Origin of the sequence: Acinetobacter sp. CIP A162 (assembly GCF_000367905.1) — a bacterium.
Taxonomy (GTDB): Bacteria; Pseudomonadota; Gammaproteobacteria; order Pseudomonadales; family Moraxellaceae; genus Acinetobacter; species Acinetobacter lwoffii.
This window is the reverse complement of record NZ_KB849159.1, coordinates 1,244,941-1,270,002: the sequence shown is the minus strand read 5'-3', so window position 1 is coordinate 1,270,002 and position 25,062 is coordinate 1,244,941. Positions and strand designations below refer to the sequence as shown.

At 45.8% G+C, this 25,062-nt stretch carries 28 protein-coding genes; 21 read left to right on the top strand and 7 right to left on the bottom strand.

From position 1 onward, the window contains the following. Window positions 1-18: 18 nt before the first annotated feature. Entirely contained in the window at window positions 19-471 is a 453-nt protein-coding gene (locus F995_RS12385) for a YcgN family cysteine cluster protein (RefSeq protein ID WP_004647175.1), read from the bottom strand. A gap of 192 nt (window positions 472-663) precedes the next feature. On the opposite strand from F995_RS12385, the gene F995_RS16395 reads away from it, so the two are divergent. Beyond that, entirely contained in the window at window positions 664-822 is a 159-nt protein-coding gene (locus tag F995_RS16395) for a DUF1328 domain-containing protein (RefSeq protein ID WP_004647174.1), read from the top strand. A 123-nt stretch (window positions 823-945) separates the two neighbouring features. Here the strand turns inward: F995_RS16395 and murJ are convergent, their stop codons facing one another. Both murJ and ampD read right to left on the bottom strand, forming a co-directional pair. Continuing rightward, window positions 946-2,496: a murein biosynthesis integral membrane protein MurJ gene (gene murJ, locus F995_RS12375; protein ID WP_171057031.1), complete on the bottom strand. Its 1,551-nt coding sequence runs from the start codon at window positions 2,494-2,496 to the stop codon at window positions 946-948. Between the two features lie 60 nt (window positions 2,497-2,556). Continuing rightward, window positions 2,557-3,147, bottom strand: a complete 591-nt coding sequence (gene ampD, locus F995_RS12370; RefSeq protein ID WP_004647171.1) for a 1,6-anhydro-N-acetylmuramyl-L-alanine amidase AmpD — start codon at window positions 3,145-3,147, stop codon at window positions 2,557-2,559. Between the two features lie 182 nt (window positions 3,148-3,329). Between ampD and nadC the strand changes: the two genes are divergently transcribed. Beyond that, window positions 3,330-4,175: a carboxylating nicotinate-nucleotide diphosphorylase gene (gene nadC, locus F995_RS12365; RefSeq protein ID WP_004647170.1), complete on the top strand. Its 846-nt coding sequence runs from the start codon at window positions 3,330-3,332 to the stop codon at window positions 4,173-4,175. Window positions 4,176-4,275: 100 nt separating this feature from the next. On the opposite strand, the gene F995_RS12360 is transcribed toward nadC, so the two are convergent. Together F995_RS12360 and rph are read right to left on the bottom strand one after the other, a co-directional pair. Then, window positions 4,276-4,473: a hypothetical protein gene (locus F995_RS12360; RefSeq protein ID WP_004281239.1), complete on the bottom strand. Its 198-nt coding sequence runs from the start codon at window positions 4,471-4,473 to the stop codon at window positions 4,276-4,278. 182 nt (window positions 4,474-4,655) lie between these two features. Further along, on the bottom strand, window positions 4,656-5,372 hold the full coding sequence (gene rph / locus F995_RS12355; RefSeq protein WP_004281238.1) for a ribonuclease PH: 717 nt from the start codon (window positions 5,370-5,372) through the stop codon (window positions 4,656-4,658). 210 nt (window positions 5,373-5,582) lie between these two features. Between rph and F995_RS12350 the strand changes: the two genes are divergently transcribed. Continuing rightward, entirely contained in the window at window positions 5,583-6,284 is a 702-nt protein-coding gene (locus tag F995_RS12350) for a TetR family transcriptional regulator (protein WP_004647169.1), read from the top strand. 54 nt (window positions 6,285-6,338) lie between these two features. Here F995_RS12350 and F995_RS12345 read toward each other — a convergent pair whose 3' ends face one another. After that, window positions 6,339-6,953 (bottom strand): thiol:disulfide interchange protein DsbA/DsbL, encoded by a 615-nt coding sequence (locus tag F995_RS12345; RefSeq protein WP_004281236.1) that lies wholly within the window; start codon window positions 6,951-6,953, stop codon window positions 6,339-6,341. A 227-nt stretch (window positions 6,954-7,180) separates the two neighbouring features. Here F995_RS12345 and ubiG point away from each other — a divergent pair, with 227 nt between their 5' ends. The 14 genes from ubiG to F995_RS12275 all read left to right on the top strand — a co-directional run bounded on the left by ubiG (window position 7,181) and on the right by F995_RS12275 (window position 19,213). Beyond that, window positions 7,181-7,909 carry a bifunctional 2-polyprenyl-6-hydroxyphenol methylase/3-demethylubiquinol 3-O-methyltransferase UbiG gene (gene ubiG, locus F995_RS12340; protein ID WP_004647167.1) on the top strand — a complete coding sequence of 243 codons (729 nt, stop codon included), beginning with the start codon at window positions 7,181-7,183 and terminating at the stop codon, window positions 7,907-7,909. Then, window positions 7,906-8,595, top strand: a complete 690-nt coding sequence (locus F995_RS12335; RefSeq protein WP_004647166.1) for an HAD family hydrolase — start codon at window positions 7,906-7,908, stop codon at window positions 8,593-8,595. The genes ubiG and F995_RS12335 overlap by 4 nt, the downstream gene beginning before the upstream one ends. A gap of 39 nt (window positions 8,596-8,634) precedes the next feature. Next, window positions 8,635-9,381, top strand: coding sequence for a YciK family oxidoreductase (locus tag F995_RS12330; RefSeq protein ID WP_004647165.1), 747 nt, complete (start codon window positions 8,635-8,637; stop codon window positions 9,379-9,381). A gap of 156 nt (window positions 9,382-9,537) precedes the next feature. Beyond that, window positions 9,538-9,957 carry a hypothetical protein gene (locus F995_RS12325; RefSeq protein ID WP_004281232.1) on the top strand — a complete coding sequence of 140 codons (420 nt, stop codon included), beginning with the start codon at window positions 9,538-9,540 and terminating at the stop codon, window positions 9,955-9,957. Window positions 9,958-10,141: 184 nt separating this feature from the next. Beyond that, window positions 10,142-10,297, top strand: a complete 156-nt coding sequence (locus F995_RS16835) for a hypothetical protein (RefSeq protein WP_004281231.1) — start codon at window positions 10,142-10,144, stop codon at window positions 10,295-10,297. Between the two features lie 315 nt (window positions 10,298-10,612). Then, window positions 10,613-10,999 (top strand): RcnB family protein, encoded by a 387-nt coding sequence (locus tag F995_RS12320; protein ID WP_004281230.1) that lies wholly within the window; start codon window positions 10,613-10,615, stop codon window positions 10,997-10,999. A 242-nt stretch (window positions 11,000-11,241) separates the two neighbouring features. Beyond that, entirely contained in the window at window positions 11,242-11,628 is a 387-nt protein-coding gene (locus F995_RS12315; protein WP_004647164.1) for an RcnB family protein, read from the top strand. A gap of 132 nt (window positions 11,629-11,760) precedes the next feature. Beyond that, window positions 11,761-13,104 carry an amino-acid N-acetyltransferase gene (gene argA / locus F995_RS12310; RefSeq protein ID WP_004281228.1) on the top strand — a complete coding sequence of 448 codons (1,344 nt, stop codon included), beginning with the start codon at window positions 11,761-11,763 and terminating at the stop codon, window positions 13,102-13,104. 333 nt (window positions 13,105-13,437) lie between these two features. Next, entirely contained in the window at window positions 13,438-14,394 is a 957-nt protein-coding gene (locus F995_RS12305) for a sulfonate ABC transporter substrate-binding protein (RefSeq protein ID WP_004647163.1), read from the top strand. 24 nt (window positions 14,395-14,418) lie between these two features. Continuing rightward, window positions 14,419-15,414 carry an aliphatic sulfonate ABC transporter substrate-binding protein gene (locus tag F995_RS12300; protein ID WP_004647162.1) on the top strand — a complete coding sequence of 332 codons (996 nt, stop codon included), beginning with the start codon at window positions 14,419-14,421 and terminating at the stop codon, window positions 15,412-15,414. 36 nt (window positions 15,415-15,450) lie between these two features. Continuing rightward, the gene (gene ssuD, locus F995_RS12295) at window positions 15,451-16,626 is read left to right on the top strand and encodes an FMNH2-dependent alkanesulfonate monooxygenase (RefSeq protein WP_004647160.1); all 1,176 of its coding nucleotides are present in this window, start codon (window positions 15,451-15,453) and stop codon (window positions 16,624-16,626) included. Continuing rightward, the gene (gene ssuC / locus F995_RS12290) at window positions 16,626-17,441 is read left to right on the top strand and encodes an aliphatic sulfonate ABC transporter permease SsuC (protein ID WP_004647159.1); all 816 of its coding nucleotides are present in this window, start codon (window positions 16,626-16,628) and stop codon (window positions 17,439-17,441) included. The genes ssuD and ssuC overlap by 1 nt, the downstream gene beginning before the upstream one ends. Window positions 17,442-17,462: 21 nt before the next feature. Then, window positions 17,463-18,269, top strand: coding sequence for an ABC transporter ATP-binding protein (locus tag F995_RS12285; protein WP_004647158.1), 807 nt, complete (start codon window positions 17,463-17,465; stop codon window positions 18,267-18,269). Between the two features lie 323 nt (window positions 18,270-18,592). Further along, window positions 18,593-19,213 carry a TetR family transcriptional regulator C-terminal domain-containing protein gene (locus tag F995_RS12275; RefSeq protein WP_004281222.1) on the top strand — a complete coding sequence of 207 codons (621 nt, stop codon included), beginning with the start codon at window positions 18,593-18,595 and terminating at the stop codon, window positions 19,211-19,213. Between the two features lie 66 nt (window positions 19,214-19,279). Here the strand turns inward: F995_RS12275 and F995_RS12270 are convergent, their stop codons facing one another. Beyond that, a complete protein-coding gene (locus F995_RS12270) occupies window positions 19,280-19,843 on the bottom strand; it encodes a 5'-methylthioadenosine/S-adenosylhomocysteine nucleosidase family protein (RefSeq protein WP_004647157.1) in 564 nt (187 codons plus the stop codon). A gap of 232 nt (window positions 19,844-20,075) precedes the next feature. Between F995_RS12270 and ribF the strand changes: the two genes are divergently transcribed. The 4 genes from ribF (at window position 20,076) to F995_RS12250 (ending at window position 24,995) form a co-directional block, all read left to right on the top strand. Next, on the top strand, window positions 20,076-21,077 hold the full coding sequence (ribF, locus tag F995_RS12265) for a bifunctional riboflavin kinase/FAD synthetase (RefSeq protein WP_004647155.1): 1,002 nt from the start codon (window positions 20,076-20,078) through the stop codon (window positions 21,075-21,077). A gap of 64 nt (window positions 21,078-21,141) precedes the next feature. After that, window positions 21,142-23,988 carry an isoleucine--tRNA ligase gene (gene ileS, locus F995_RS12260; RefSeq protein ID WP_004647154.1) on the top strand — a complete coding sequence of 949 codons (2,847 nt, stop codon included), beginning with the start codon at window positions 21,142-21,144 and terminating at the stop codon, window positions 23,986-23,988. Further along, the gene (gene lspA / locus F995_RS12255; RefSeq protein ID WP_004281218.1) at window positions 23,981-24,520 is read left to right on the top strand and encodes a signal peptidase II; all 540 of its coding nucleotides are present in this window, start codon (window positions 23,981-23,983) and stop codon (window positions 24,518-24,520) included. The genes ileS and lspA overlap by 8 nt, the downstream gene beginning before the upstream one ends. Continuing rightward, window positions 24,513-24,995: an FKBP-type peptidyl-prolyl cis-trans isomerase gene (locus F995_RS12250; RefSeq protein ID WP_004281217.1), complete on the top strand. Its 483-nt coding sequence runs from the start codon at window positions 24,513-24,515 to the stop codon at window positions 24,993-24,995. Before lspA ends, F995_RS12250 begins: the two co-directional genes overlap by 8 nt. The last annotated feature ends 67 nt before the right edge of the window (window positions 24,996-25,062 follow it).

Here is a 25,062-nt window from a genome sequence, read left to right as displayed (position 1 = left end):
CGCATCACGCAGGCCGATTTAACGCACCCAACGTACGATATAGTCTTCGATGTCATCTTCATGAATGTCGCTTTCACTCAGGCAGCGCCCTGCTGCCGACTTACGTGCCTGAATCACACTTTCCCGTGAACCGCTGATCAGATAATGCCAGGATGGCAGGCTTTTGCCCTGCTCTACCCGGCGATAGGCACAACTCGAAGGCAACCAGTGAATCGTTTCCAGCTTCTCTGGCGTGAGCTGAATACAGTCCGGCACATATTGCAAACGATCCGAATAATTGGAACAACGCGCAGTGCTACAATCCAGTAATTTGCAGGCCACTTTGGTATATGCGACTTCCTGAGTATCTTCATCTTCCAGCTTAATCAGACAACATAATCCGCAACCATCACACAAGGCCTCCCACTCGACTTGTGTCAGTTCAGCAAGTGAATAGTTTTTCCAGAATTCGGGACGTAAAGTATCGCTCATGATCAGGTCGGCACATTCAAAAATCAGCTTATTATAGCAGCCCGAACCCTGCAGACCTACCGCCTCAAATTCTTATTACTATCACGTAAACTATTGTTAAATCATAGACAGTTCATCAACAAAACACTAACAGTCGCTGGAATCGTTTATTTCTATACTAAATTTGAAAATAAAAACACATGGAGAATATATATGTTTCGCTGGGCTATTATTTTTGCTGTTATTGCATTAATTGCGAGTCTACTTGGTTTCGGTGGCGTCGCAGGCTTGTCTAAGGATTTTGCAATTATCTTGTTAGTAATTGCGGTGATTCTTGCGATCGTTGGTTTTCTTTCGCGCGGCAAGGTCTAGATTTACGCTAGACCTGTTCAAAGCAAGTGTTAGCTTTCAAAAAACAAGAGCCTTCTGGCTCTTGTTTTTTTATGGGTATTTTAATGATCTATTTTGATCAAAAATACTTCTTTCAATATGAACTTAAGGTTTTAAATGACGTGGTCTAAAACCCGCTACCAGCAAGGCTGCAACGTACGCCACCACACCCACAACACATAAGATCAATACTTCTAAAACACGCATCCATTGTGATACATCTGCGTTATACCAGCTTAGGGCATAGGCCAGAGCCGCAATCATCACCACATTGGCAAACATGAATTGCAGGAAGATTTTTTTCCAGTGCGAACCAAAACGGAAAATATCACGCTTATGCAGATAATAATAAAGCAAACCGGCATTGACCATGGCTGAACCCGTCGATGCCAACGCAAGGGCCATATGCTCTGCTTCCCAGTCAATCAGCTTGAAGAAACCGATAAAGATCACGTTCAGAATCGCATTGGCCGCCACAGCCATCAGACCGACCCGCACCGGGGTTCTGGTATCCTGCTTTGCATAAAAACCGGGTGCAAAGACTTTAATCAACATAAAGGCAATCACACCACCGCTCATACATTGCAGCGCCAAAGCCGTCATCTGGGTATCTTCAAAGGTGAATTGGCCACGTTCAAACAGGGCCTGAATAATCGGGGTCGACAGCATAAACAGTGCAATACTGGCGGGTAGGCCTGCCATCACAATGACTTTAGCTGCCCAGTCCATCATGCCACGGAATTTTTCTGGGTTCTGTTCAGTATGCCGTGCCGATAACGACGGCAAAATCACGGTACCAATTGCAACACCGATCAGACCCAGTGGCAATTCGGTCATACGCTCGGCACTATACAGCCAGGACACCGAACCATCCTGCATGAATGAGGCCCAGATGGTATTTAATAGCAGGTTAATTTGCGTGACAGATACACCAAATAATGCCGGCAGCATCAACTTCATGATGCGATCTACGCCTTCATGCTTGAAGTCAATTTTCGGTGGAATCAGCAGGTTTTTACGCCACAATTCAGGAATCTGGATGGCCAGCTGCAAAATACCGGCAATGATCACAGCCCAGCCCAGTGCCATAATCGGCTCGGCCATATAAGGCGTAAGCCAGAGCGCTCCGGCAATCATCGCTACATTCAGCAAGACCGGTGCAAATGCCGGGGTACTGAAAGAACCATAACTGTTCAGAATACTGCTGGCAAAAGCCGTCAGTGACATGAACAGCAAATAAGGAATGGTCAGGCGAAACATGTCGGTCGCCAGGGCGAATTTTTCAGGATCGCTATGAAAACCGGGCGCATAGACATACATAATCAATGGCGCAGCAATGATCGCGACCATGGTCAACGTGGTCATGACCGTGGCCAGACAGCCAAATACCCGGCTGATCAGGATCTGGACTTCAGTATGCGTGCGACTGGTCTTATATTCGGTCAGTACCGGAATAAACGCCTGTGAAAATGCGCCTTCGGCAAATAAACGCCTGAAAAAGTTTGGAATACGAAATGCGACTACGAAGGTATCGAAGTCTTTACCAGCACCAAAGACATTCAGTAAAACAATATCTCGAACCAATCCCAGTACGCGTGACAACATGGTCATCGCACTGACAATGACGGTCGAACGCCAAAGCGCCATCCTATTCACCTAATGTATAAATTTGTGGCTATTGTAATGAAACTTTTGTCAGAAGTTCATTGCTTAATTTCATCGCTCAAGCGAGCTTGAGGTGTTTTTATAATGCTGTAACTGTGTACGAAAATCAGCCCAGTTAAAATACGGCCCTGGATCAGTCTTGCGACCCGGTGCAATATCCGAATGTCCGGCAATATGCTGCTGAATCTTAGAATAATGCTGTTGCAGACAGGCCGTGACTTTTACCAAGGCCTGATATTGTTCAGCTGCAAAAGGCAAGTCATCACTGCCTTCCAGTTCGATCCCGATCGAATAATCATTACATTCTTTTTTGCCCAAATAGCTCGAGCGGCCGGCATGCCAGGCACGGTCATTGAAATTAACAAATTGCAGTACTTCTCCCGTTCTTAAAATTAGCAGATGGGTCGACACCTGCATCCCTTCAATGGTTTGAAAATAAGGATGTACGGACCAGTCCAGCTGATTCTGAAAAAACTGTTCAATATAACCACCGCCAAACTGTGAAGGTGGCAGGCTGATATTGTGAATCACCAGCAATTGAATCTCGGTCTGTTCTGGCCGCTGATTAAAATTGGGAGACGGGATTTGACGTGCACCGATTAGTTGCCCGTCCTTGACCTGAAACTCAGCTGCCTGTTGCATAAAACCGTTCTCCCCAAAAATAAAATCTGCAAGATCAGCATTGCAGCCGGCTTCATGCTAAAACTTTCAAGGAGAAATCTCAATTCATCCCAGCAAACTGGATGAAAAATCGCTCATCTTTTATGTAACGGTGCTAAGATAAGGCGCAATTTTCACGGCTTAAAAAAGATACGGAAATACTCATGCGCATATCTCAAGCTTTGCTAGACCAGTCCATTCAGATCAATATTCAACAAGCACTTTCAGAAGATATCGGTGAAGGCGATATTACCGCCCTGCTGACTCCTGAAGATGAACAGGCCACTGCCACTATCATTAGCCGTGAAGACATGGTTTTGGCCGGCCAGCCTTGGGTAAATGCCTTGATTCAGGCCTATGATCCAAGTATTGAAGTGATCTGGCTGAAAAATGATGGCGATCATGTTCAAGCCAATCAAGCATTTTTAAAACTGGCCGGATCTGCACGTAGCTTACTCACCGTGGAGCGCCCTGCGCTAAACTTTGTCCAGACGCTGTCTGCGGTTGCGACTAAAACCGCCCACTATGTCAAAGAGCTGCAAGGTTTAAACACCAAATTATTAGATACTCGTAAAACGCTTCCGGGTCTGCGTATCGCACAAAAATATGCCGTGGCCATTGGCGGTGGCCAGAATCACCGTTTGGGCCTGTTTGATGCCTTCTTGATTAAAGAAAATCATATTATGGCAGCGGGTGGCATTGCGCAGGCGATTGCCAAGGCCCATCAAATTGCACCGGGTAAGCCTGTCGAAGTTGAAGTCGAAACCTGGGATGAGCTGAATCAGGCACTCGAAGCCCATGCTGATATTGTGATGCTGGATAATTTCAGTCAGCAGCAGATGATCGACGCGGTGCAACATGTGGCCGGTCGCTGCAAACTGGAAGCCTCAGGTAATATCACCATTGATAATTTACGTGAAGTCGCGAGTACCGGAGTAGATTATATTTCCATGGGCGTGCTGACCAAAGATCTCAAAGCCATTGATCTGTCGATGCGTTTCAATGCTTAAGCCTAGATGGGATAGATGACCGTAGAGGGTGCGAAGCACCCTTTTTTTATTTTTAGAAATTTTTTTTGCGTATATTTTGCTCAATTTTCTATTTTAGACCTTAATCATCATCGTCATCCCGATTACCTCGGCGATCGCGGTCATCATCGTCACCATCACGGTCGTTATATCTTCCGTTATCCTCATCACGATCCTGATTTAACACTGAACGCTCGTCATCTTCACGATTATTGCCCCAGTCACAGGCAGTTAATCCAAACACGCCCAGCAATGAAATTGCACAAAGCCACTGTTTCATGTCGCATTCCTCATTGTGTTCTCATCTGATCCAATATCGATGCAAAACCGGTTCAGATATAGCCGATTCATGTCGACTTTTTGTCAGGAAGTTTTGTAATGTAGTTTTTGAATACAGGTGCAGAGTGAAATTTCAGGCATAAAAAAACGCATCCAGAGATGCGTTTTTCAGCATGGAATAGATTACCAACCTAAAGCTTCTTGCTGTTTTTTCACCAATTCCTGAATGCCTTTCTCGGCCATTTCCAGCATGGCATTCGATTGTGCACGGGTAAATGGCTTATCTTCTGCAGTGCCTTGAATTTCAATAAATTCACCGGCCTGAGTCATCACCACGTTCAAATCGGTTTGACAGTTTGAATCTTCTTCATAGCAAAGATCCAGTAATACTTCATCTTTGAAAATACCCACAGAAACCGCAGCCACCAAACCTTTTAATGGATCATGTTTGATTTTCTTTCTTTCCAGCAAGACGTTCATGGCATCGACCAAAGCCACCGCAGCACCAGTAATCGCTGCAGTACGGGTGCCGCCATCAGCCTGAATTACGTCACAGTCGATAGTAATGGTATTTTCACCCAGCTTTTTCAGATCGACCATTGAGCGCAAGCTACGACCAATCAGACGCTGAATTTCCTGAGTACGGCCACTCTGTTTGCCACGTGCCGCTTCACGGTCACTACGGGTATGAGTTGAACGTGGCAACATGCCATATTCAGCAGTCACCCAGCCTTGGCCCTGACCTTTGAGGAAACGCGGTACAGAACTATCCACACTGGCAGTACAGAGTACTTTGGTATGACCAAATTCAACCAATACAGAGCCTTCCGCATAACGTGTATAGTTACGGGTAATTTTCACTTCACGTAATTGATCTAATGCTCGCTGGTCGATACGCATAATAAGTCCTGTATGGGTTCAAAATAATTGCGGCTCAGTATAGCAGAAGCCTTTGCCAAGATTAGGCAGCCTGGTGATTCATTTACAAAATCAATGCATCAGCTCGCTACGAGATGTCAAAATTCTGCCGATCTGTGGCACTACGATTTGATTTAATTTTTGCTAGACTAAAACTCCCTATGAGGGAAGCCAGTGACAGGAAACCCATTTATGTCCTTACGTGAAGATCGCAAGCAGCAAAGTCATCAGGCACTACTCGATGCGACACTAGCATTCAGCAGTCAGGGCCGCGCTTTCAGCACGATCAGCCTACGTGAAGTCGCGAATGCAGTCGGAGTAGTACCGACGGCGTTCTATCGGCACTTTCAGGATATGAACCAGTTGGGTCTGGAATTGCTGGATCAGGTTGCGATTCATATCAAGGGTGTACTCAATCAGCTGGGGCAGGCTTATCTGTATCAGCCGAATACTCGAACCCACACCGGGCTTGAGCTCTTCTTTCAGGCCGTCGAATATCATCCTGAACCCTGGATTTTTTTTGTGGCAGAACGTTGGGGCGGTTCGGACGTGTTACGTGTCGGCATTGAACGGGAAATTCATTTTCTGGCTGAAGATGTCATGCATGAACTGGCCAAGATGCAATCTACCCGACATATTCAGGCATCACAGGACTTGCAGGCTCTGGCACAGATGCTGATTGAACTGTCCCTGAACTGGGCCATGGGCTGGATTCATCTGCAGCATCAGGTTGATCCAGAGCTGCGCCGCGCTCAATCCAATGCCTTTAAAACCCAAAGCGTGCTACAGATGCAGCTCTTGCTACGTGGCATTTTGCACTGGTACTGGCGACCTGCCAAAACAGTTGAAACCGCAAGCCCTGTGCTCAATGAAGCGGTCATTCCCCCTGCCTAAATAAAAAAACCTGCATCATGATGCAGGTTTTTTTTACTGATCGTCAGTTCAGACTTATTTGGCTTTACGCTCTTTCTCGATCAGGTAATTCACCACCTGAATGACTTTGGCATCATTACCCTGCACAATATATTTACCATTCACGGTCACTGCCGGAACACCACTTAACTGATACTGAGCAGCCAGATTTTTGGCTTGGGCAATTTTCGAAGTGATCGGGAAAGATTTATAAGTGCTGTTAAATTTCGCTTCAGGAATACCATAGCGGGTATAGAACTTGGCCAATTGCGCCTGTTCTAAAATTGGACGTTGCTTATCATGAATATCATGGAATAATTGTAAATGTGCTTTTTGACGCACACCCAATGCTTCAGACACATAATAAGCACGCGCTGCCTGCTCCCAGAGTGGATTCATTGCAGCCGGCGTACGTACAAAACGTACATCTTTTGGTAATTTTTTCAACCAGCCCTGCATATGTGGTTCAAGCGCGAAACAGTGACCACAGCCGTACCAGAAGAATTCACGTACCTCAATTCTGCCCGGTTTTTCGACTTTGACTGGTTTTGCAACCACCTGATAGTCCTGACCTGCCACAAAATTGGCCATAGCATTGCCTGAAAAGGCCAAAACAGATGCGGCAACAGCGCCTAAAAGGAATTTTTTCATTCGGATTATCGTCCTCTAAATCATTATGCTTAGTTTATGTGTTCACTATAAATCAATTATGCCGGTTTCGTTTTCATTCTGTGAACTTTTTTGCTGCTTTTATCGCTTTTTCTGCCAGAATCGCTACACTAAACCATCGAACTGATTTTCAAGGTTTTAAATCAGTTTCTCTGGCCATTCGGCACATATATATTTTTAGCTAATCATGACTGATTGAGGTGACACCGATGTCGCAATTGAATGTTGATCCACAAGAAATTGCCAAGTTTGAAGCATTTGCAGCTATATGGTGGGATCAGCATTCCGAGTTCCGCCCCTTGCACATGATTAATCCACTGCGTTTAAACTGGATTGATGAACATGCCGAAGGCCTGAGCGGCAAAAAAGTGCTGGATGTCGGCTGTGGTGGCGGTATTCTGGCCGAAAGCATGGCGCGACGCGGTGCCGATGTACTCGGGATTGATATGGGCGCAGCCCCTTTAAATGTGGCACGCATCCATGCCGAACAGGAAGGTGTGAACAATATTGAATATCGTCAGGTGCCGGTTGAGCAACTGGCAGACGAACAGGCTGGCCAATATGACATCGTGACCTGCATGGAAATGCTAGAGCATGTGCCAGATCCGGCATCGATTATTCAGGCCTGTCACAAGCTGGTCAAGCCAGGTGGTCATGTATTCTTCTCGACCATTAACCGTAATCCAAAGTCCTATTTATTTGCGATTATCGGGGCAGAATATGTCTTGCGCATGCTGGCCAAAGGCACCCATGATTACAGCAAATTTATCAAGCCGTCTGAACTGGCACATGATATTCGTAACGCGGGTTTAAAGCTCAAAGACATGACCGGTCTGCACTATAATCCGCTGACCAAGCGTTATTGGCTGGCACCGAATGTTGATGTGAACTACATGGTTTATACCGTGAAAGATAGCGCAGCAGAGACCACAGCATGAAAGCCGTTTTATTTGACCTAGATGGAACCCTGATTGATACCGCTGCCGATTTTATCCGAATTATCCAGCAGATGTGCCGTGAAGAAGGCCGCCCACTGGTTGCACCCGAGCTGATTCGTACCCAGGTCTCCGAAGGCGCTCGCGCTATGGTGAAACTGGTTTATCCGGAACTGCAACTAGAAGATCCGGTCTTTCTGCAACACCGTCAGCGCTTTCTGGACATGTACGGCGCAGATATTGCGGTCGATACCGATCTGTTTGACGGCATGTATCCTTTGTTGGAACAGCTAGAGGAAAATGACATTCCTTGGGGGATCGTGACCAATAAACCGCGCTGGCTCAGTGAGGCTTTACTGCAAGCACTGAACTTGAGTGAACGCTGTGCGGTGTTGGTATGTCCAGAAGATGTCACCCGCACCAAACCTGATCCTGAACCGATGTATCTGGCAGCCAAGCAACTGAATCTTGCCGCGGAAGACTGTATCTATGTCGGAGATCATCCCCGAGATATTGATGCCGGCCGTCATGCCCAGATGCTGACCATTCTGGCTGCTTATGGTTATTTGCCGTTGCAATACAAAGACGATTTAAACACCTGGCAGGCCGACCATATCGTGCATACTGTGCCAGAATTACATCAATTGATTCAGACACTGGTACTGAAGCAGCATACTGCGGTATCTTGAACGCTTAACACTAAATAATAAGAAGTGAGGAGGTAGATAATGAAATATTCAGCATATCAACCTCGCCCCGATCTGCTCAAGGATCGTATCATCCTAATCACAGGTGCGGGCGATGGCATTGGACGTGCAGCAGCAATCAGTTATGCCTTGCATGGCGCAACTGTGGTGCTGCATGGGCGTACCTTAAACAAGCTCGAAGTCATTTATGATGAAATTGAAAGTTTGGGTGCGCCGCAACCTGCCATCTTGCCGCTACAACTATCGAGTGCGTCAGAACGTGATTATGAGCTTTTGCTCGATACGCTAGACCGTCAGTTTGGTCGTCTGGACGGCATTCTGCACAATGCCGGCATTTTAGGCGAACGGGTTCCCTTGGCGGATTATCCAGTCAATGTCTGGGATGATGTGATGGCGGTCAATCTGCGTGCACCCTTTGTCATGACCCAAGCGCTGTTACCGTTATTATCCAAATCTGAACATGCTTCTGTGGTTTTTGCCAGCTCAGGTGTAGGCCGCGAAGCCCGCGAACGCTGGGGTGCCTATTCGGTTTCTAAAATTGCTATTGAAGCGGTAAGCCAGTTATTTGCCAAAGAGCAGGTACATCCAAATATCCGTTATAACTGCATCAATCCCGGGGCAACGCGAACTGCCATGCGCGCCAAGGCCTATCCGAATGAAGATCCGAAAACCCTACCTACCCCCGATTCAATCATGCCGGCTTATCTATATTTGATGGGCGATGACAGCCTGCATATGAATGGCCAGAGTATTGACGCACAGGATTAAATTATTCTGTCTGTCATTCAGGGAGCAATTGCTCCCTTTTTATTTCGGTTTTAGTCGCATTCAGCGCGTAAATCTTGGCTAACTTCACCCCGCTCGCATTGAGTTTCACTAAAATAACAGCATACTAAGCCCCACTATATTTCACTCGAGTGCATCATGACTGAATTAAACAATATTACGGTGACCCATTTAGACGATGGCATGGTGTCGCTGCTGATTGATCAACAGCCTATTTCAGAGAAATACGGCACCAAGTTTGAAGCCAGTATCGTGGATGACATCAAAGCACTCGAAAATGCTCAGAAACTCAAATTGTTCGAGCAATTTGTATTTTCACATCAGGATCTGAATTTTGAACATGCCTATTATTATGTGACTGGCATTGAAAAATTAGACGACAGTTATCGTCTGGCCAAGCATTTTGTTTATCGCATTAAAATTGAAGGTCAGCCAGAAATCGAACATGTCATCAGCAATCAGGGCAAAGCCATGACGGCCGAGGATGTACGTGCCTTTATTCAGGCGCATGTGCAGAAATCACTCAACGATTATACTGACCTGAACTACGCTTATTAAAAGTCGGGTCATTGAATAATCTTGGGCACTTTTCGATAAAGTGCCCTTTTTTTCTTAAAATCCTGCAAAAAATAACAATAAATCGGATTTACATATTAAATATATAAAATTATACGGTTTTCCAAATTAAACTGATTGGACTATGCTTTCTTGAATCACAGATAGATCAAATCAGGAGCGCAGCATGGCTGACCAAAAACGTAAAATTGAAACAATTCACCGGATTGAACAGTTGCAGTTATCTGAAGCATTGATTGTGGCACTCGATGACGCCCTACAAGCTGAATCCGTGGCTGACGCGATTCAGTCCTTACAAGGTTTGGCAGAGCAATGGAATTAATCTCAAACTAAACCGGCAAAATTCTTTGTCGTTTCATTAAATCATGAACTTTTTTCTCGCTGACTCAATGCTGTTTTTTTGAGCTAAATCATCGATTTTCGCTTGCATGTTGGCCCTTGCTTTGATGAGATAAGGACATGGCTCGGTAGGCTACTTTATAGAAGTGATGCCGTCGCATATAGTCATATAAAAACATGACATCATCATAATATCTCTGCATTTGTTATAAAAATTGTGCCTGTTCTTCACAGTTTCTCTGCAATTTTTCCGTACATTAGGCACTGTAGAAGATGAACAATTTAATGAGGGTTCAACATGAAAAAGGTTTTGGTGGCACTGGCAATTTCTTGCAGTACATTCATGCTGAGCAATGTCGTCATCGCTGCCCCTCATTTCAATGATGAATCCCGTATGGATTCACGTCATGGTCATGACAAGAAGAAAGCCCGTGAGTTCCGAGAGGAAGATCAGCAGGATAACCGCCGTATGCGTGAAGAACGCGGGGTGAAACGCCTGCAACAGTTACGCTGGCAGCCGGGTTATGTGATGCCGCAGCATTATCGTGGCAATGGCTATAAAGTTGAATATAAAGACCATCGCCTGCCTCGACCTGACCGCAAGCAGCAATGGTACAAAGTCAATAATGACTATATTCTGGTGGATTCTGAAAACAACAGCATTATCCGGATTGTGGGTGACTAGTTCATAAGTGCATTCAAATTTAATCTTCTTTAAGGCCCAACGATGTTTGGGCTTTTTTATTTCACTGGCTGAAAATTTTTAACCCAAAATCTCGCGGCTTTTCCAGTTTTCAAACTGCGTGATTCATCTACTAAATTTCTTCATGAATTTAACAATTTAACTAAATAGCCCTCACGCTTTCTATGTACTTGTTCGCTAATTTAGTCTCATCGAAATTAGATATACATCTTAAGGTGAGAGCCATGAAAAAAGTCTTAACTACAATCGCGTTATCTCTAAGTGCTTTGTTAGCTACTTCTGCAATGGCAGCACCACAGCATGACTCGCGTTATGACCATAATCCGCATAAACCGGCGCCACACTGGAATGCCAAAGACAGCAAGAAATGGAATGACGACCGTCGCTGGAATGATGACCGCCGTCATAACAACCGTATGATCAATCCAAGCCGTGACTGGCGCGTAGGACAAACTTTACCTCGCCAATATGACAACAACCGTTTTGAAGTAAGTGATCGCGAAGCACGCCGTTTGCCAAATACCGGTCGTTTCCAGCAATGGTACAAGGTCAACAATGACTACGTTCTGGTCAATGAGCGTACCAACAAAATTGTACGCATCATTAACTAAGCTTTCTCCATTACTGCTCGTCTTGCAGACACCTGAAGTCCCCTTCAGGTGTTTTTTTATATCTGCACTTCCACTTGCATTTTTTTTCATTAGAATCAAAGCTGGATCTTCAATCATTGAAATGGGCACAGCATGACTTCAGCAGAAACGTCACAAAGCACAACTTTGCAATATGTGCACTGGTTTCGCCATTCTGCGCCTTATATCAATGCGCACCGCAATAAAACCTTTGTAATCATGTTTGATGGCGAAGCCGTCTTAAATGATAACTTTCAGCATATTATTCACGATATTGCTTTATTACATTCTTTGGGCATTCGGCTGATTCTGGTACATGGTGCACGTCCGCAAATTAACCAGAATCTGGCTCAAAGCCAGATTACGACGCCTTTTTACCAGCAGCGTCGGGTCACCACACGTGAATCTTTAAGCTGCGTGATGAATGCCGTCGGTTCGATCCGCCTACAAATTGAAGCACTGCTGTCTATGGGACTGGCCAATTCGCCGATGTATGGCGCCCGGATTGATACCGTTTCAGGGAATTTTGTCACCGCCAAGCCGTATGGCATCCGCGATGGTATCGATTTTCAGTTGACCGGTGAAGTGCGCGCGGTCGATACTGACGCGATTCAGCGTCATCTGGATAGTCATAATATTGTGATGCTTGGCCCGACCGGTTATTCCACTACCGGAGAAGTCTTTAATCTGCTGGCTGAAGAAGTTGCTACCAAAACGGCGATTCGCCTCAAGGCAGATAAACTGATTTTTCTCGGTAAGCAGCATGGTCTGATGGACAGTAACGGCCAGCTCAAACGCGAAGTGACACCGCAACAGCTGGATGATTTTATTCCGGTCGAACAAGATGCGCTTGAAAGAGGACTACAATTGAAAGCCGCACAGGAAGCCTCAATGAACGGCGTACATCGGGTGCATCTGATTTCTTATGCCTATGATGGTGCCCTGCTGGAAGAGCTGTTCACCCGGGATGGTTCCGGAACTTTGGTCACCGATGCACATTATGAAGAAGTGCGGATGGCCGATATTCAGGATGTAGGGGGTCTGATCGGTTTGCTGCGTCCACTGGAAGAAGAAGGCATTCTGGTCTATCGTTCGCGTGAACGTCTGGAAAATGAAATCAACCAGTTTGCCGTAATCGAACGGGACGGCATGATTCTGGCCTGTGCCGCCCTTTATCCGATTCCGACGACGGGTGATGAATTGCGTTCTGCAGAAATTGCCTGTGTTGCGGTACATCCAAGTTATCGCAAGTCTAATCGGGGCAGCCAGATTCTGCATTATCTTGAAGAAAAAGCCAAAAGCATGCAGATTCAGCAGCTGTTTATTCTAACCACCCGCACCGCGCACTGGTTTCTGGAACAGGGCTTTGAACCGGCTTCAGTCGATGATTTGCCAGATGCCCGTCAGGCTTTTTATAATTATCAACGTAATTCAATTGTTTGCAAAAAGTCACTTTAAAGTGGCTTTTTCTTTCAGTGCTTTAGCTTAATTTCAGATAAAGATATCTGACAATCTCGATTTAAATTTTCAAATTCTATTACTGGTTTTTAGCTAAACATATCAACAGATCAGATTTAAAAAAATAACTATAAATTTCATAAGTTTGATTAATTTAAATATTAAATCTTCATTTTTATATAAATCACTTTTTCGCATAAGTTTTGCGCTTTTTTATTTATCTTTTTTCTTCATTAGAAATTCCTGAATAGTTATTTTTTTAGAAAAACAAAAACGATTAGCGTGTGTCTAAGTTTTCATTCACTAGTTTTTCACTTTCGGGAGTTTTGATTCATGCGCCAATCTCATGTTCAGTTTTTAGCAAAGACTGCAGTACTTGGTACTGCGATGGTGGGTGTCATGATGCTTTCAGGCTGCTCGAAAAAAGAAGAGACCATTACCCTGAATATCGGTTTCCAAAAATACGGCGTATTACCTATTTTAAAAGAACGCGGTACGCTGGAAACCAGCTTAAAACAGCAAGGGGTCAATGTGAAATGGGTAGAATTTCCGGCTGGCCCGCAATTGCTTGAAGGCCTGAATGTCGGCAGCATCTCTTTTGGTGAAGCCGGTGAAGCACCGCCGATTTTTGCCCAGGCGGCCAACTCAAATCTGGTCTATGTGGCCAATCAGCCGCAAGCACCTAAGGCCGAAGCCTTGATTGTACCGAAAGATTCACCAATCCAGTCTATTCAGGATCTGAAAGGCAAACGGGTAGCCCTGAACAAAGGTTCAAATGTGCATTACCTGCTGTTAAAAGTTCTGGAAGCCAACAAGCTGACACTCGGTGATATTGAAGTGATTTATCTACCACCTTCCGATGCACGTGCTGCATTTGAACGTGGTGCAGTTGATGCCTGGGTCATCTGGGATCCGTTCTTTGCAGCTGCTGAACATCAGATTGGTGCGCGTGTCATTGCCAGCGGTGAAAATGTGGTGAGCAACCACCAATTCTATCTGGCAGATCGCAAGTTCGCAGAAAGCCATCCTCAGGTGGTACAGGCGGTTGTCAATGAACTAAACCTGACCACGGACTGGGTCGCAAAAAATCAGGACGCTGCCGCTCAGCTCCTGCAAAAACCGACAGGTCTAGCCGTCGATGTCTTAAAAACCTCTATTTCACGCATGGGCTTCGGTGTTAAACCTCTCAGCACTGACGTGATTCAAAAACAGCAACAAGTCGCCGATGCATTTTATGCGCAGCAGCTGATTCCACAAAAGCTGAATATTGATGCAGCAATTATTAAATAACAGCAGAATAATTCGAGAATAAAGATGAGTCATATAAAAACAGTTTCTTATATCAGCTTAGCGCTATTGAGCTTTAGTCTGACTGGCTGCCAGAAACAGGAACCACAGCAAACGGCTGCCGCAGAAACCACGTCAGCGCAACAAGTTAAAACCATTGCGATTGGCTTTCAGAAATCAGCCTTAAATCTGCTGGTGGCACGTGATGAAAAGCTGTTAGAACAACAATTTCCCAATGCCAAAATTGAATGGAAAGAGTTTCCGGCAGGCCCACAAATGCTGGAAGCCTTAGCAGTCGGTGCAGTGGATTATGGCTATGTGGGAAATACTCCGCCTATTTTTGCACAGGCGGCAGACAAAGCCCTGAGCTACGTGGCCTTTGAAAAAGTGGCGGGAAATTCTTTGGCCGTGGTCGTGCCGAAAGACAGTGCCATTCAAAATATTCAACAATTGAAAGGAAAACGGATCGCGGTGCAGAAAGGTTCAAGTGCCCATGAACTTCTGGCCAAAACCCTGGAAAAAGCCGGATTAAGCTGGTCAGAGATTCAAGCCGTCTGGCTTCCCCCTGCGGATGCACGTGCTGCTTTTGACAAAAAAGCCATTGATGCCTGGGCAATCTGGGATCCCTTCCTAGGTGCAGCCGAGTTCGACAGCAAGGTTAAGGTGCTGATTGAATCTAGTGACTTTCCACAAACCTACTCCTTTTATATCGGCAATCCCGAATTTATTCAGAAGCATCCGGATAGCCCCGGGAAGTTTATCCAGGCTTTAAATGCATCTGACCAGTGGATTCTTAAAAACCAGGCTGTAGCTCTAGATATTTATCAGAAAAGTACCGGTCTGAAACCGGATGTAGCGAAGATTGCATTTGAGCGTCGTCTTAAACCTTCGCCGGTACAACCATTAACGACGGAAGTGATCAAAGCTCAACAGAATATTGCCGATCTCTTCCAGCAGGTTCAACTGATTCCCAAAACCATCAGCGTCCAGCAACAGATCTGGTCGCCAGCGGCCACACATTGATGAGCAAACAAGATCATTTAATTTAAGGAATATTACATGAAAATTTTCTGGTTTATCCCCACTCATGGCGACAGTCGTTACTTAGGCACCAGCAAGGGCGCACGTGTTGTAGATCATGCCTACATGAAGCAGATTGCCGTTGCCGTGGATAATCTTGGTTATGAAGGTGTCCTGATTCCGACTGGCCGTTCTTGTGAAGATCCATGGTTAACTGCAGCCAGCCTGATTGATGCGACCAAAAAATTAAAATTCCTGGTGGCATTGCGTCCAGGCGTGACCACGCCGGCACTGGCTGCACGTATGGCCGCGACCTTTGACCGCTTGTCTAATGGCCGAGTACTGCTGAATCTGGTGACTGGCGGTGACGAGCAGGAGCTAAAAGGTGATGGCGTCTATGAAGATCACACAACCCGTTATAAAACGGCGACCGAATACACCACCATCTGGCGTGAAATTTTAAAACGCTCACATACCGGTGAAAGCTTTAGTTTCCATGGCGAACGCTTAAGTGTCGATGATGCAAAATTGCTGTATCCACCCATTCAGCAGCCGCATCCGCCTTTATGGTTTGGCGGCTCATCGGATGATGCCATTGAGCTGGCCACGGATCAGGTCGATACTTACTTGACCTGGGGCGAGCCACCGGCAGCAGTCAAAGAAAAAATTGCAGTGGTAAAAGCCAAGGCTGCAGCTAAAGGTCGTGAACTGAATTACGGGATCCGTTTACACGTGATCGTACGCGAAACCAATGAGCAGGCCTGGGCGGCGGCTGAAGAACTGATTCAATATGTGGATGATGCCACTATCGCTGCAGCCCAAGCCAAGTTCAAATCCATGGACTCGGTCGGTCAGCGCCGTATGGCAGAACTGCACAATGGCGATCGCAGCAAACTCGAAGTTTCTCCAAACCTCTGGGCAGGTGTGGGTCTGGTTCGTGGTGGTGCAGGTACGGCACTGGTCGGCGATCCGGAAACTGTCGCTGCACGTATCCAGGAATATGCCGATCTGGGGATCAGCACCTTTATTTTCTCAGGCTATCCACATCTGGAAGAATCCATCCGTTTTGCAGAACTGGTATTCCCTTTACTTCCACTGGAAACCCAGCAAAAACTCACTCAACCAAACTTGACCGGTCCATTTGGTGAAATCGTGGCGAACAACTACACACCGGACGAGAACAAGCAGGCTGAGAAAATTAAGGAGTCTGCTTAATGTCAAAAGTCGTTTCCGTTGAAACCCTGACCCCAAAGCAGGTTTCACGTGGAACAATTCTGGGGCAGCATCTGCTGCCCTGGCTGGTTCCAATTTTCTTGATTGCAGTTTGGCAAATTGCCTCTAGCACAGGCCTGCTGGAAAGCCGGATTCTGCCTGCACCGAGTGCCGTGGTTTTAGCCTTCTGGAATTTATTGCTCAGCGGTGAACTGTGGACGCATGTGCAAGTCAGTGCAGGACGTGCCATCAGCGGATTATTGGTAGGTGGTGGTTTGGGCCTATTGCTGGGTCTGTTAAATGGTTCATCCAAAACTGCCTCTACCCTGCTCGACACCACCTTGCAGATGATCCGCAATATTCCTGCACTGGCACTGATCCCCCTCGTCATCTTATGGTTCGGGATTGATGAATCTGCCAAATTGTTTCTGGTGGCGATTGGGGTATTTTTCCCAATTTATATCAATACCTATCATGGCATCCGCTCGGTCGATCCACAACTCATCGAGATGGGAAAAAGCTATGGCTTAACTCGCTGGCAACTGTATAAAGAAATTATTCTACCGGGTGCGATGCCATCAATTCTGGTCGGCCTACGTTTTTCTCTGGGTCTGGTCTGGGTACTGTTAATCGTTGCCGAAACTATTTCTGCTCAGTCTGGTATTGGTTATATGACTATGAATGCACGTGAATTTTTGCAAACTGATGTGGTCTTGGTGGGTATTTTACTGTATGCCCTGCTCGGCAAACTGGCCGATGTTCTGGCCGTGGCTTTAGAACGATTCCTGCTGCGCTGGCATGCCGGCTATCAAAAATAAAGAATAAATGAGGAGCATGTGATGACTGATCTTAGTTTAGGGCGTCATGCCAATGACCCGATTGCACCACTCGAACCACCTACAGCAGAGATCAATCCTGCTGCAGTGATCGGTGCCGAAATTATCATTGAACAGCTGCACAAGTTTTACGGTTCGGTCAAGGTTTTGGAAGATCTGGACCTGCATATCCAGCCGGGTGAATTTCTGGCAATTGTCGGTCGCAGCGGTTGTGGTAAAAGTACCTTATTGCGCCTGATTGCCGATCTGGAACAGCAAAGCTACGGCGAAATCAAGTTCAAGTCAGCCCGGCATATCCGTGAAGGCATTACTGCCGATGATATCCGAGTGATGTTTCAGGACCCACGCCTGCTGCCTTGGCGTAGCATCGAACAGAATGTGCAGTTAGGCCTGGGTAAAGAGCAGCATGCCAAAGCCTCTCAAATGCTGGAAAAGGTCGGCCTCAAAGAAAAAGCCGGACTGTGGCCTTCACAACTTTCCGGAGGACAGCGGCAACGTACAGCCTTGGCGCGAGCGTTGTCGCATCAACCTCGTATTCTGCTGCTTGATGAACCGCTCGGCGCTCTGGATGCTCTGACACGTCTGGAAATGCAGAACCTGATTGAACGTCTCTGGACCGAGCAAGGCTTTACCGCCATTCTGGTGACCCACGATGTCAGTGAAGCCGTGCAACTGGCAGACCGGATTATCTTGCTGGACAAAGGCCATATTGCCAAAGAATTTCGGGTCGACTTACCTCGTCCCCGGCAAAAAAGTCTGACATTTGCAGAACTGGAACAGCAGGTCTTGCAGGCAGTTTTAGCGACCTGAACACTCAATCAAACCCAAAATCAAGCATGTTTTTGGGTCTTATTCTTATAAAAAATACTTTTATCTCCATAAGAGGACATTTTTATCAGATTCATTTCAGCATTATTCCTCTCTTGCATTAATGAAGAAAAAAGATGAATAAATGAAGTATTTTCAGAAACTTGAATTTTTCTCCCGGTGTAGATGCATTTAGCCTGTTTTAAATATTGATCTAGAGAATAAATCATCATTATTCAAAAAATTAGCCTGTGACTGTGTGCACAAATCTGATGATTTGCCGTACAATTGAGGATTCCCTTTTTCATTGTTTTTTATATTTGCTAATGGAACAAAAAAAGAGTACTCAAAAACGCAATCAGCTGCTAAATGCTGCACTAGACGTATTTTCCCTATATGGTTTTAATGGGGCAAGTCTGGATGAAATCGCACAAATTGCAGAAATGCATAAGTCGAATATTTTCTATTATTATGAAAATAAAGAAGCCCTGTATGTCGAGGTATTAACCACCGTTCTACAAAAATGGCTGGCGCCTTTACAAACCCTTGAAGCTGAACTTGAGCCTGAAGAAGCGATCACCAATTATTTGATGCAAAAAATTGAAGTGTCGCGTACCCAGCCTAAAGCATCCCGTTTATTTGCTTTAGAGGTCATTCAAGGTGCACCGCATATTCTGGAAATTTTAAAAGGTCCGCTGAAAAAACTGGTCAAGCGTAAAGCCAAAGTGATTTCCAACTGGCAGGAGCAAGGCAAGATTTCTGCAGATATTGATCCTGAGTTACTGATTCTGAATATTTGGGCGATTACCCAGAACTATGCAGACTTTGCGACCCAAATGGAAATGGTCACGGGTAAAACCTTGCGTAACCGCAGCATGCAGCAACGCATTATCCAGCATACGGTACACATGATGTTATACGGCGTAATTCCACGCACGGATAAATAAGCAAGCGCTTCTGATTGGCACACGACCATAGCTGCTATGGTCGCCGAGCAAACTTGACCTTCCTGTTTATTTTACCATTTGATATAAATCTAATAATTTTTTCGCACCCAATAACAGATTTTCTTCCCAATCCAGATGCGCAGTCTCATTGGCTCCATCAGTAATGTATTTCACTGAAATCAGCCGAACGCCCAGCTTTTTACAGACTTTGGCCAAGGCATAGCCTTCCATATCGACCAGATTACACGCCACTTTTGAAATACCGGTTTCAAAACTGTCGCCTGTGCCACAAATCCCTTTCGGCAAATGGTCAAAGAAAGACTCCAGCTCAATCGCACCCGGGAAATGCTGATCCATCGGGGTCATGCCGATCTCAAAGCCGAGGGGTGAAACATCCATATCACGCTGTACAAATTGCGTGACTTCGACCAGTTCATGCGCATTGAAATGCGAACTCCCCGCGCTGCCCAAATTTAGCAAGGTACTGCAACCGGTGTTCTGAATCACCTCAAAAGCTTTAAAGGCCGCGTTGACTTTACCAATCCCGCTGTAATTTACCTGAATGCCTTCTGCTTCAAACAAGCCTTTGGATTCATTGGGTAGAGCCATGATGAGCGCCAGATCGGACATTCGAAACACCTGATATCAAAAAAAAACCCTGACATTAGAAAACAAAACCGGCTGAATGAAAAGCACCAGTGCTCTGATCAAACATACTTAGTGCGTAGAAAAACCAGCCGACTCAATTCCAAGGAAGATGAATTTTCAAGAAAAATATTGCATAAAAACACAACAGCAAGACGAAAGCGCGAGATTATGGCAATATATAGCCTCTCGATATTTCTAAGCACTTGATTTGCCCATGCAGCTGCTCCGTCTAAATGCTTTAGCCTCTCATTCTGAATTACCCAAAACTGCCGTGACCATCGGTAATTTTGACGGCGTGCATTTAGGCCATCAGGCGATGATCCGTCAGCTGCAACAGGTGGCCAAAGCACAGGGTTTAAAATCTGTGGTGATGATTTTCGAGCCGCAACCACTTGAATACTTTCAGGGTTATGATGCTCCACCGCGTATTTCATCGTTGCGTGAAAAAGTTGAATATCTGACTGAGCTGGGTGTGGACTATATCGCAGTGGCGAAATTTGACCATACTTTTCGCAGCCTGACTGCAGAAGCTTTTGCCGACATTTTAAAAGAAAAACTCAATGCCCGGCATCTGGTCTTAGGCGATGATTTTCACTTTGGTAAAAACCGCCAAGGCAACAGCGAATTCCTGCGCAATTACGGCTTTGAAGTGACCAATTTAAATACCATTGCTCTAGATGGTGAACGGGTCAGTTCCACCCGGATTCGCCAGACCTTGCAAGCTGGTGATTTAGCCTTGGCCGCACAATTGCTGGGTCGTCCCTATAGCATTACCGGGCGGGTGCAATATGGTGATCAGATTGGTCGAACTATTGATTTCCCCACCATTAATGTACGGCTCAACCGTCATAAGCCGTGCCTCAAGGGAATTTATGGGGTTGAAGTCATTTGCGAAACCCTATCCTTAAAAGACAAGGCAAAAGCCGATTCTCCAGCGCAAACAGGCATTGCAGGTTATGACCCCACTGCCCTGTTTGGGGCCGGTCATGTCGGCACACGTCCAGCCATCAAACAAGCACATCCAGAGTGGCGATTAGAAGTACATTTTCCAGATGTTTCTGCTAATCTGTATGGCCTGTTGATGCGGGTGACGTTCTTAAACTATTTACATGGCGAAAAGGACTATCCTTCGCTTGAAGCGCTAAAAGCCGGAATTGATGATGATGTCGAGAAACTGCTTGAGTTTCGTCGAAATCACTCCACATTTCCCTTTTAATATCCCATATTTTTATTGTAAAACGTGTCAGTAACATAACTGATTAGATTGGAAGACGACTTGCATGAGCGATAAGCAAACTCCTGAAAATGCAGTGGACTATAAAGCCACGCTAAACCTCCCAGGTACTGACTTTGCAATGAAAGCAAATTTGGCAGTACGTGAAGCGAAATGGTTAGAAGAGTGGTATGCCGACAACATTTATCAGCAGATTCGTGAATCGCGTATTGGCAAGAAAAAATACGTGCTTCATGACGGCCCTCCTTATGCCAATGGTCAAATCCATTTGGGCCATGCGGTCAACAAAGTACTCAAAGACATCATTATCAAAAGCCGTGTCATGGATGGCTTTGATGCACCGTATGTACCGGGCTGGGACTGTCACGGTTTGCCAATCGAACTCAAAGTCGAAGAAAAAGTCGGCAAAGTCGGCGTGAAGGTAGATGCGTCTACCTTCCGTAAAGCCTGCCGTGAATATGCCTACACCCAAGTTGAACTTCAAAAGAAAGACTTCGTACGTATGGGCGTATTCGGGGATTGGGACAATCCTTACCTCACGATGAACTTCAAACAAGAAGCCGACATCGTACGTTCACTGGGTGCAATCGCAAAAGCAGGTCATATCGAGCCAGGTCTTAAACCAGTCAACTGGTGTCTGGACTGTGGTTCATCATTGGCTGAAGCTGAAGTTGAATATGAAGATAAAAAATCCGACGCGATTGATGTTGGTTTTACCGTTGTTGATTTAGCTGATTTATCTGCTCGTTTAGGCGTAGAGGTTGCTGATCGTACTGACATCGTGATCTGGACCACCACACCTTGGACCATGCCTGCTAACCAGGCGGTTGCACTGCATGCTGAGCTTGAATACCAATTGGTTAAAGCAACAGCGGAAGATAAAGCTGCACAAAACTTTATCTTGGCGAAATCATTGGTTGAGTCTGCGACTCAGCGTTATGGCTTTACTGCATTTGAAGTACTTGCTGAATTCACAGGTGCAAAACTTGAGAATTTAGTTCTCCAACATCCGCTCATTGCTGAACGCCAAGTGCCTGTGATTTTGGGTGAACACGTCACCGATGCTAGCGGTACAGGTGCTGTACATACTGCACCGGGTCACGGTGTGGACGACTATAAAGTTGGCTTACAGTACAACTTGAAAGTTGAAAACCCAGTCGGTGGTAATGGTGTGTATTTACCAACGTCGCCAATCTTCCCAGGCGAGCACATCTACAAAGCCAATCCAAAAATTATTGCAGCATTAACTGAAGCGACCAAGCTTTGGGCACATGTAGTGATCAAGCATAGCTACCCGCATTGCTGGCGCCATAAAACCCCGATTATCTTCCGTGCGACCCCACAATGGTTCATCAGCATGGATGCCAAAGGTCTGCGTCAGAATGCACTGAATGCGATTGAAAACGAGATCAGCTTCGTACCGGACTGGGGTAAAAACCGTATCCAGGCGATGATTGAAGGCCGTCCAGACTGGTGTATCTCACGTCAACGTACTTGGGGCGTGCCAATTCCATTCTTCGTGCATAAAGATACCAATGAATTGCACCCGCGTACGCCTGAACTGATCGAAGAAGTCGCGAAACTAATCGAGCAGGAAGGCATTGATGGTTGGTACAACCGTGATGCATCTGAGTTTATCGGTGCGGACGCTGAACAATATAATGCAGTACGCGACACGCTAGACGTTTGGTTCGATTCAGGTACAACGCACTATGCCGTACTGCGTGAACGTGAAGAACTGACTGATCCTGCCGATTTATATCTAGAAGGTTCAGACCAACACCGTGGCTGGTTCCAGTCGTCGTTATTGACTTCGATTGCGATTAACGAACGCGCACCGTATAAAGGCTTGTTGACCCACGGTTTCGTGGTCGATGAAAAAGGCCGCAAGATGTCCAAGTCGATCGGTAACGTGATCACGCCGCAAGACATCATTAAAGATATGGGTGCGGATGGTCTACGTTTCTGGATCGCCTCTGCGGATTACCGTTATGAAATGACCGCTGGTAAAGAAATCTTTAGCCGTGCCTCTGACGGTTATCGTCGTATCCGTAACACGCTTCGTTTCTTGCTTGCTAACCTGAATGGCTTCAAACCATCAACAGATGCGCTTCCTGTAGATCAATTGATCGCGCTGGATCAATACATTCTGCAACGTGCATCTGAAGTGCAAGAAACCATTAAGAAAGCATACGAAGATATGAACTTCCATATCGTAACGACTGCTCTGACTAATTTCTGTATCAATGACTTGGGTGGTTTCTACTTAGACATCATCAAAGACCGTCAATACACCACGAAAGCGGATTCGCAAGCACGTCATTCTGCACAAACTGCGTTGTATCACTTGGTACAAGCATTCGTGCGTTGGATGTCACCAATCCTGAGCTTCACTGCACAAGAAGCTTGGCCGTTAATTCCTGAGCAATCAGAGAAATACGTGTTCACGGCTGAATGGTATGATATTCCTGTGGCTTCAACTGCAAATGTAGTATCTGAAGCTGAATGGCAAACGCTCATTGCCGTGAAATCTGCAGTAAACAAATTCATTGAAACTGCACGTACCGCGAAAACTGTCGGTTCTAACTTGTCTGCCAAAGTTGAACTTTGGGCAAATGCCGAATTAAAAGCAGTGCTAGATAAGTTAAGTGATGAGCTTCGTTTCGTACTGATCACATCACAAGTGATCGTCAATGAGTTTGATGCAGCACAAGGTGAAGCGTCTGATCTTGAAGGCTTGAATGTGAAAGTTTCAGCAGCTGATGGCGAAAAATGCGTACGTTGCTGGCATGTATTACCAGATGTAAATACACATTCTGCACATCCTGGTCTATGCGGTCGTTGTATCATCAACCTTCCTACAGGCCAAGGCGAAGAGAGAAAATATGCCTAATACCCACACCAAAAAGGGCTTATTCCAGTTCTATCCACATAATTTATGGTGGGTTGGACTGGCCATTCTGGCGATCATTCTGGATCAATGGACCAAATGGATTGCAGTGACAAATCTGAACTATGCAGATCCTGTTCCTGTGCTGCCCTTTTTAAATTGGACACTGCTACATAACTATGGCGCTGCCTTTAGTTTCCTGTCCGATGCCGGTGGTTGGCAACGCTATTTCTTTACTTCACTGGCAGGTTTAGTGTCTGTAATCTTTGTGTTTTGGCTGATGCGCATGCCAAAAGACATGAAAATTTTACCATTGGCGATTGCCCTGATTCTGGGTGGTGCCATCGGTAATTTAATCGACCGGGTCAGCCTCGGCTATGTAGTCGATTTTATTCATGTGTATTACCAGAACAGCCACTTCCCTGCGTTCAATATCGCAGATAGTGCTATTACTGTAGGCACTATTCTGATGCTGATTGATACCTTTTTCTTAGAAAAACATCGAATTCAACGGGCGCAAGCACAACATGACTGATTTTATTCATCCTAACGAAGAAACCCGGGTTGCAGACGGTTCTAAAGTCGAGCTGCACTTTTCTGTCGCAATCGAAAATGGCGTGGAAATTGACAATACCCGTAGCCGTGAAGAACCGGTCAGCCTGGTGATTGGTGATGGCAATTTACTGCCTGGTTTTGAAAAAGCATTGTTTGGTTTACGTGCCGGTGACCGTCGTACGGTGAGCCTGCCGCCAGAAGATGCTTTTGGTCCATGGAATCCAGAAAACATCCAGAAATTTGATACGGTGAAGTTCGGAGAACGTCCGATCGAAGGTCACATGATCGAGTTTGAAGACAAAGCCAAAGCCACCCTGTATGGCGTGGTGAGATCGGTGAATGATGACATCACTGAAGTGGACTTTAACCATCCATTGGCAGGCAAAAACATCACCTTTGAAGTGGAAATCTTTAAAGTGACACCTGCGGGTCAGCAAGGCATTAAACTGATGTAAGACATCAGCTAATTAACTGATTTTAAAAAAGCTCCTTCGGGAGCTTTTTTATTTTCCGGATACAAAT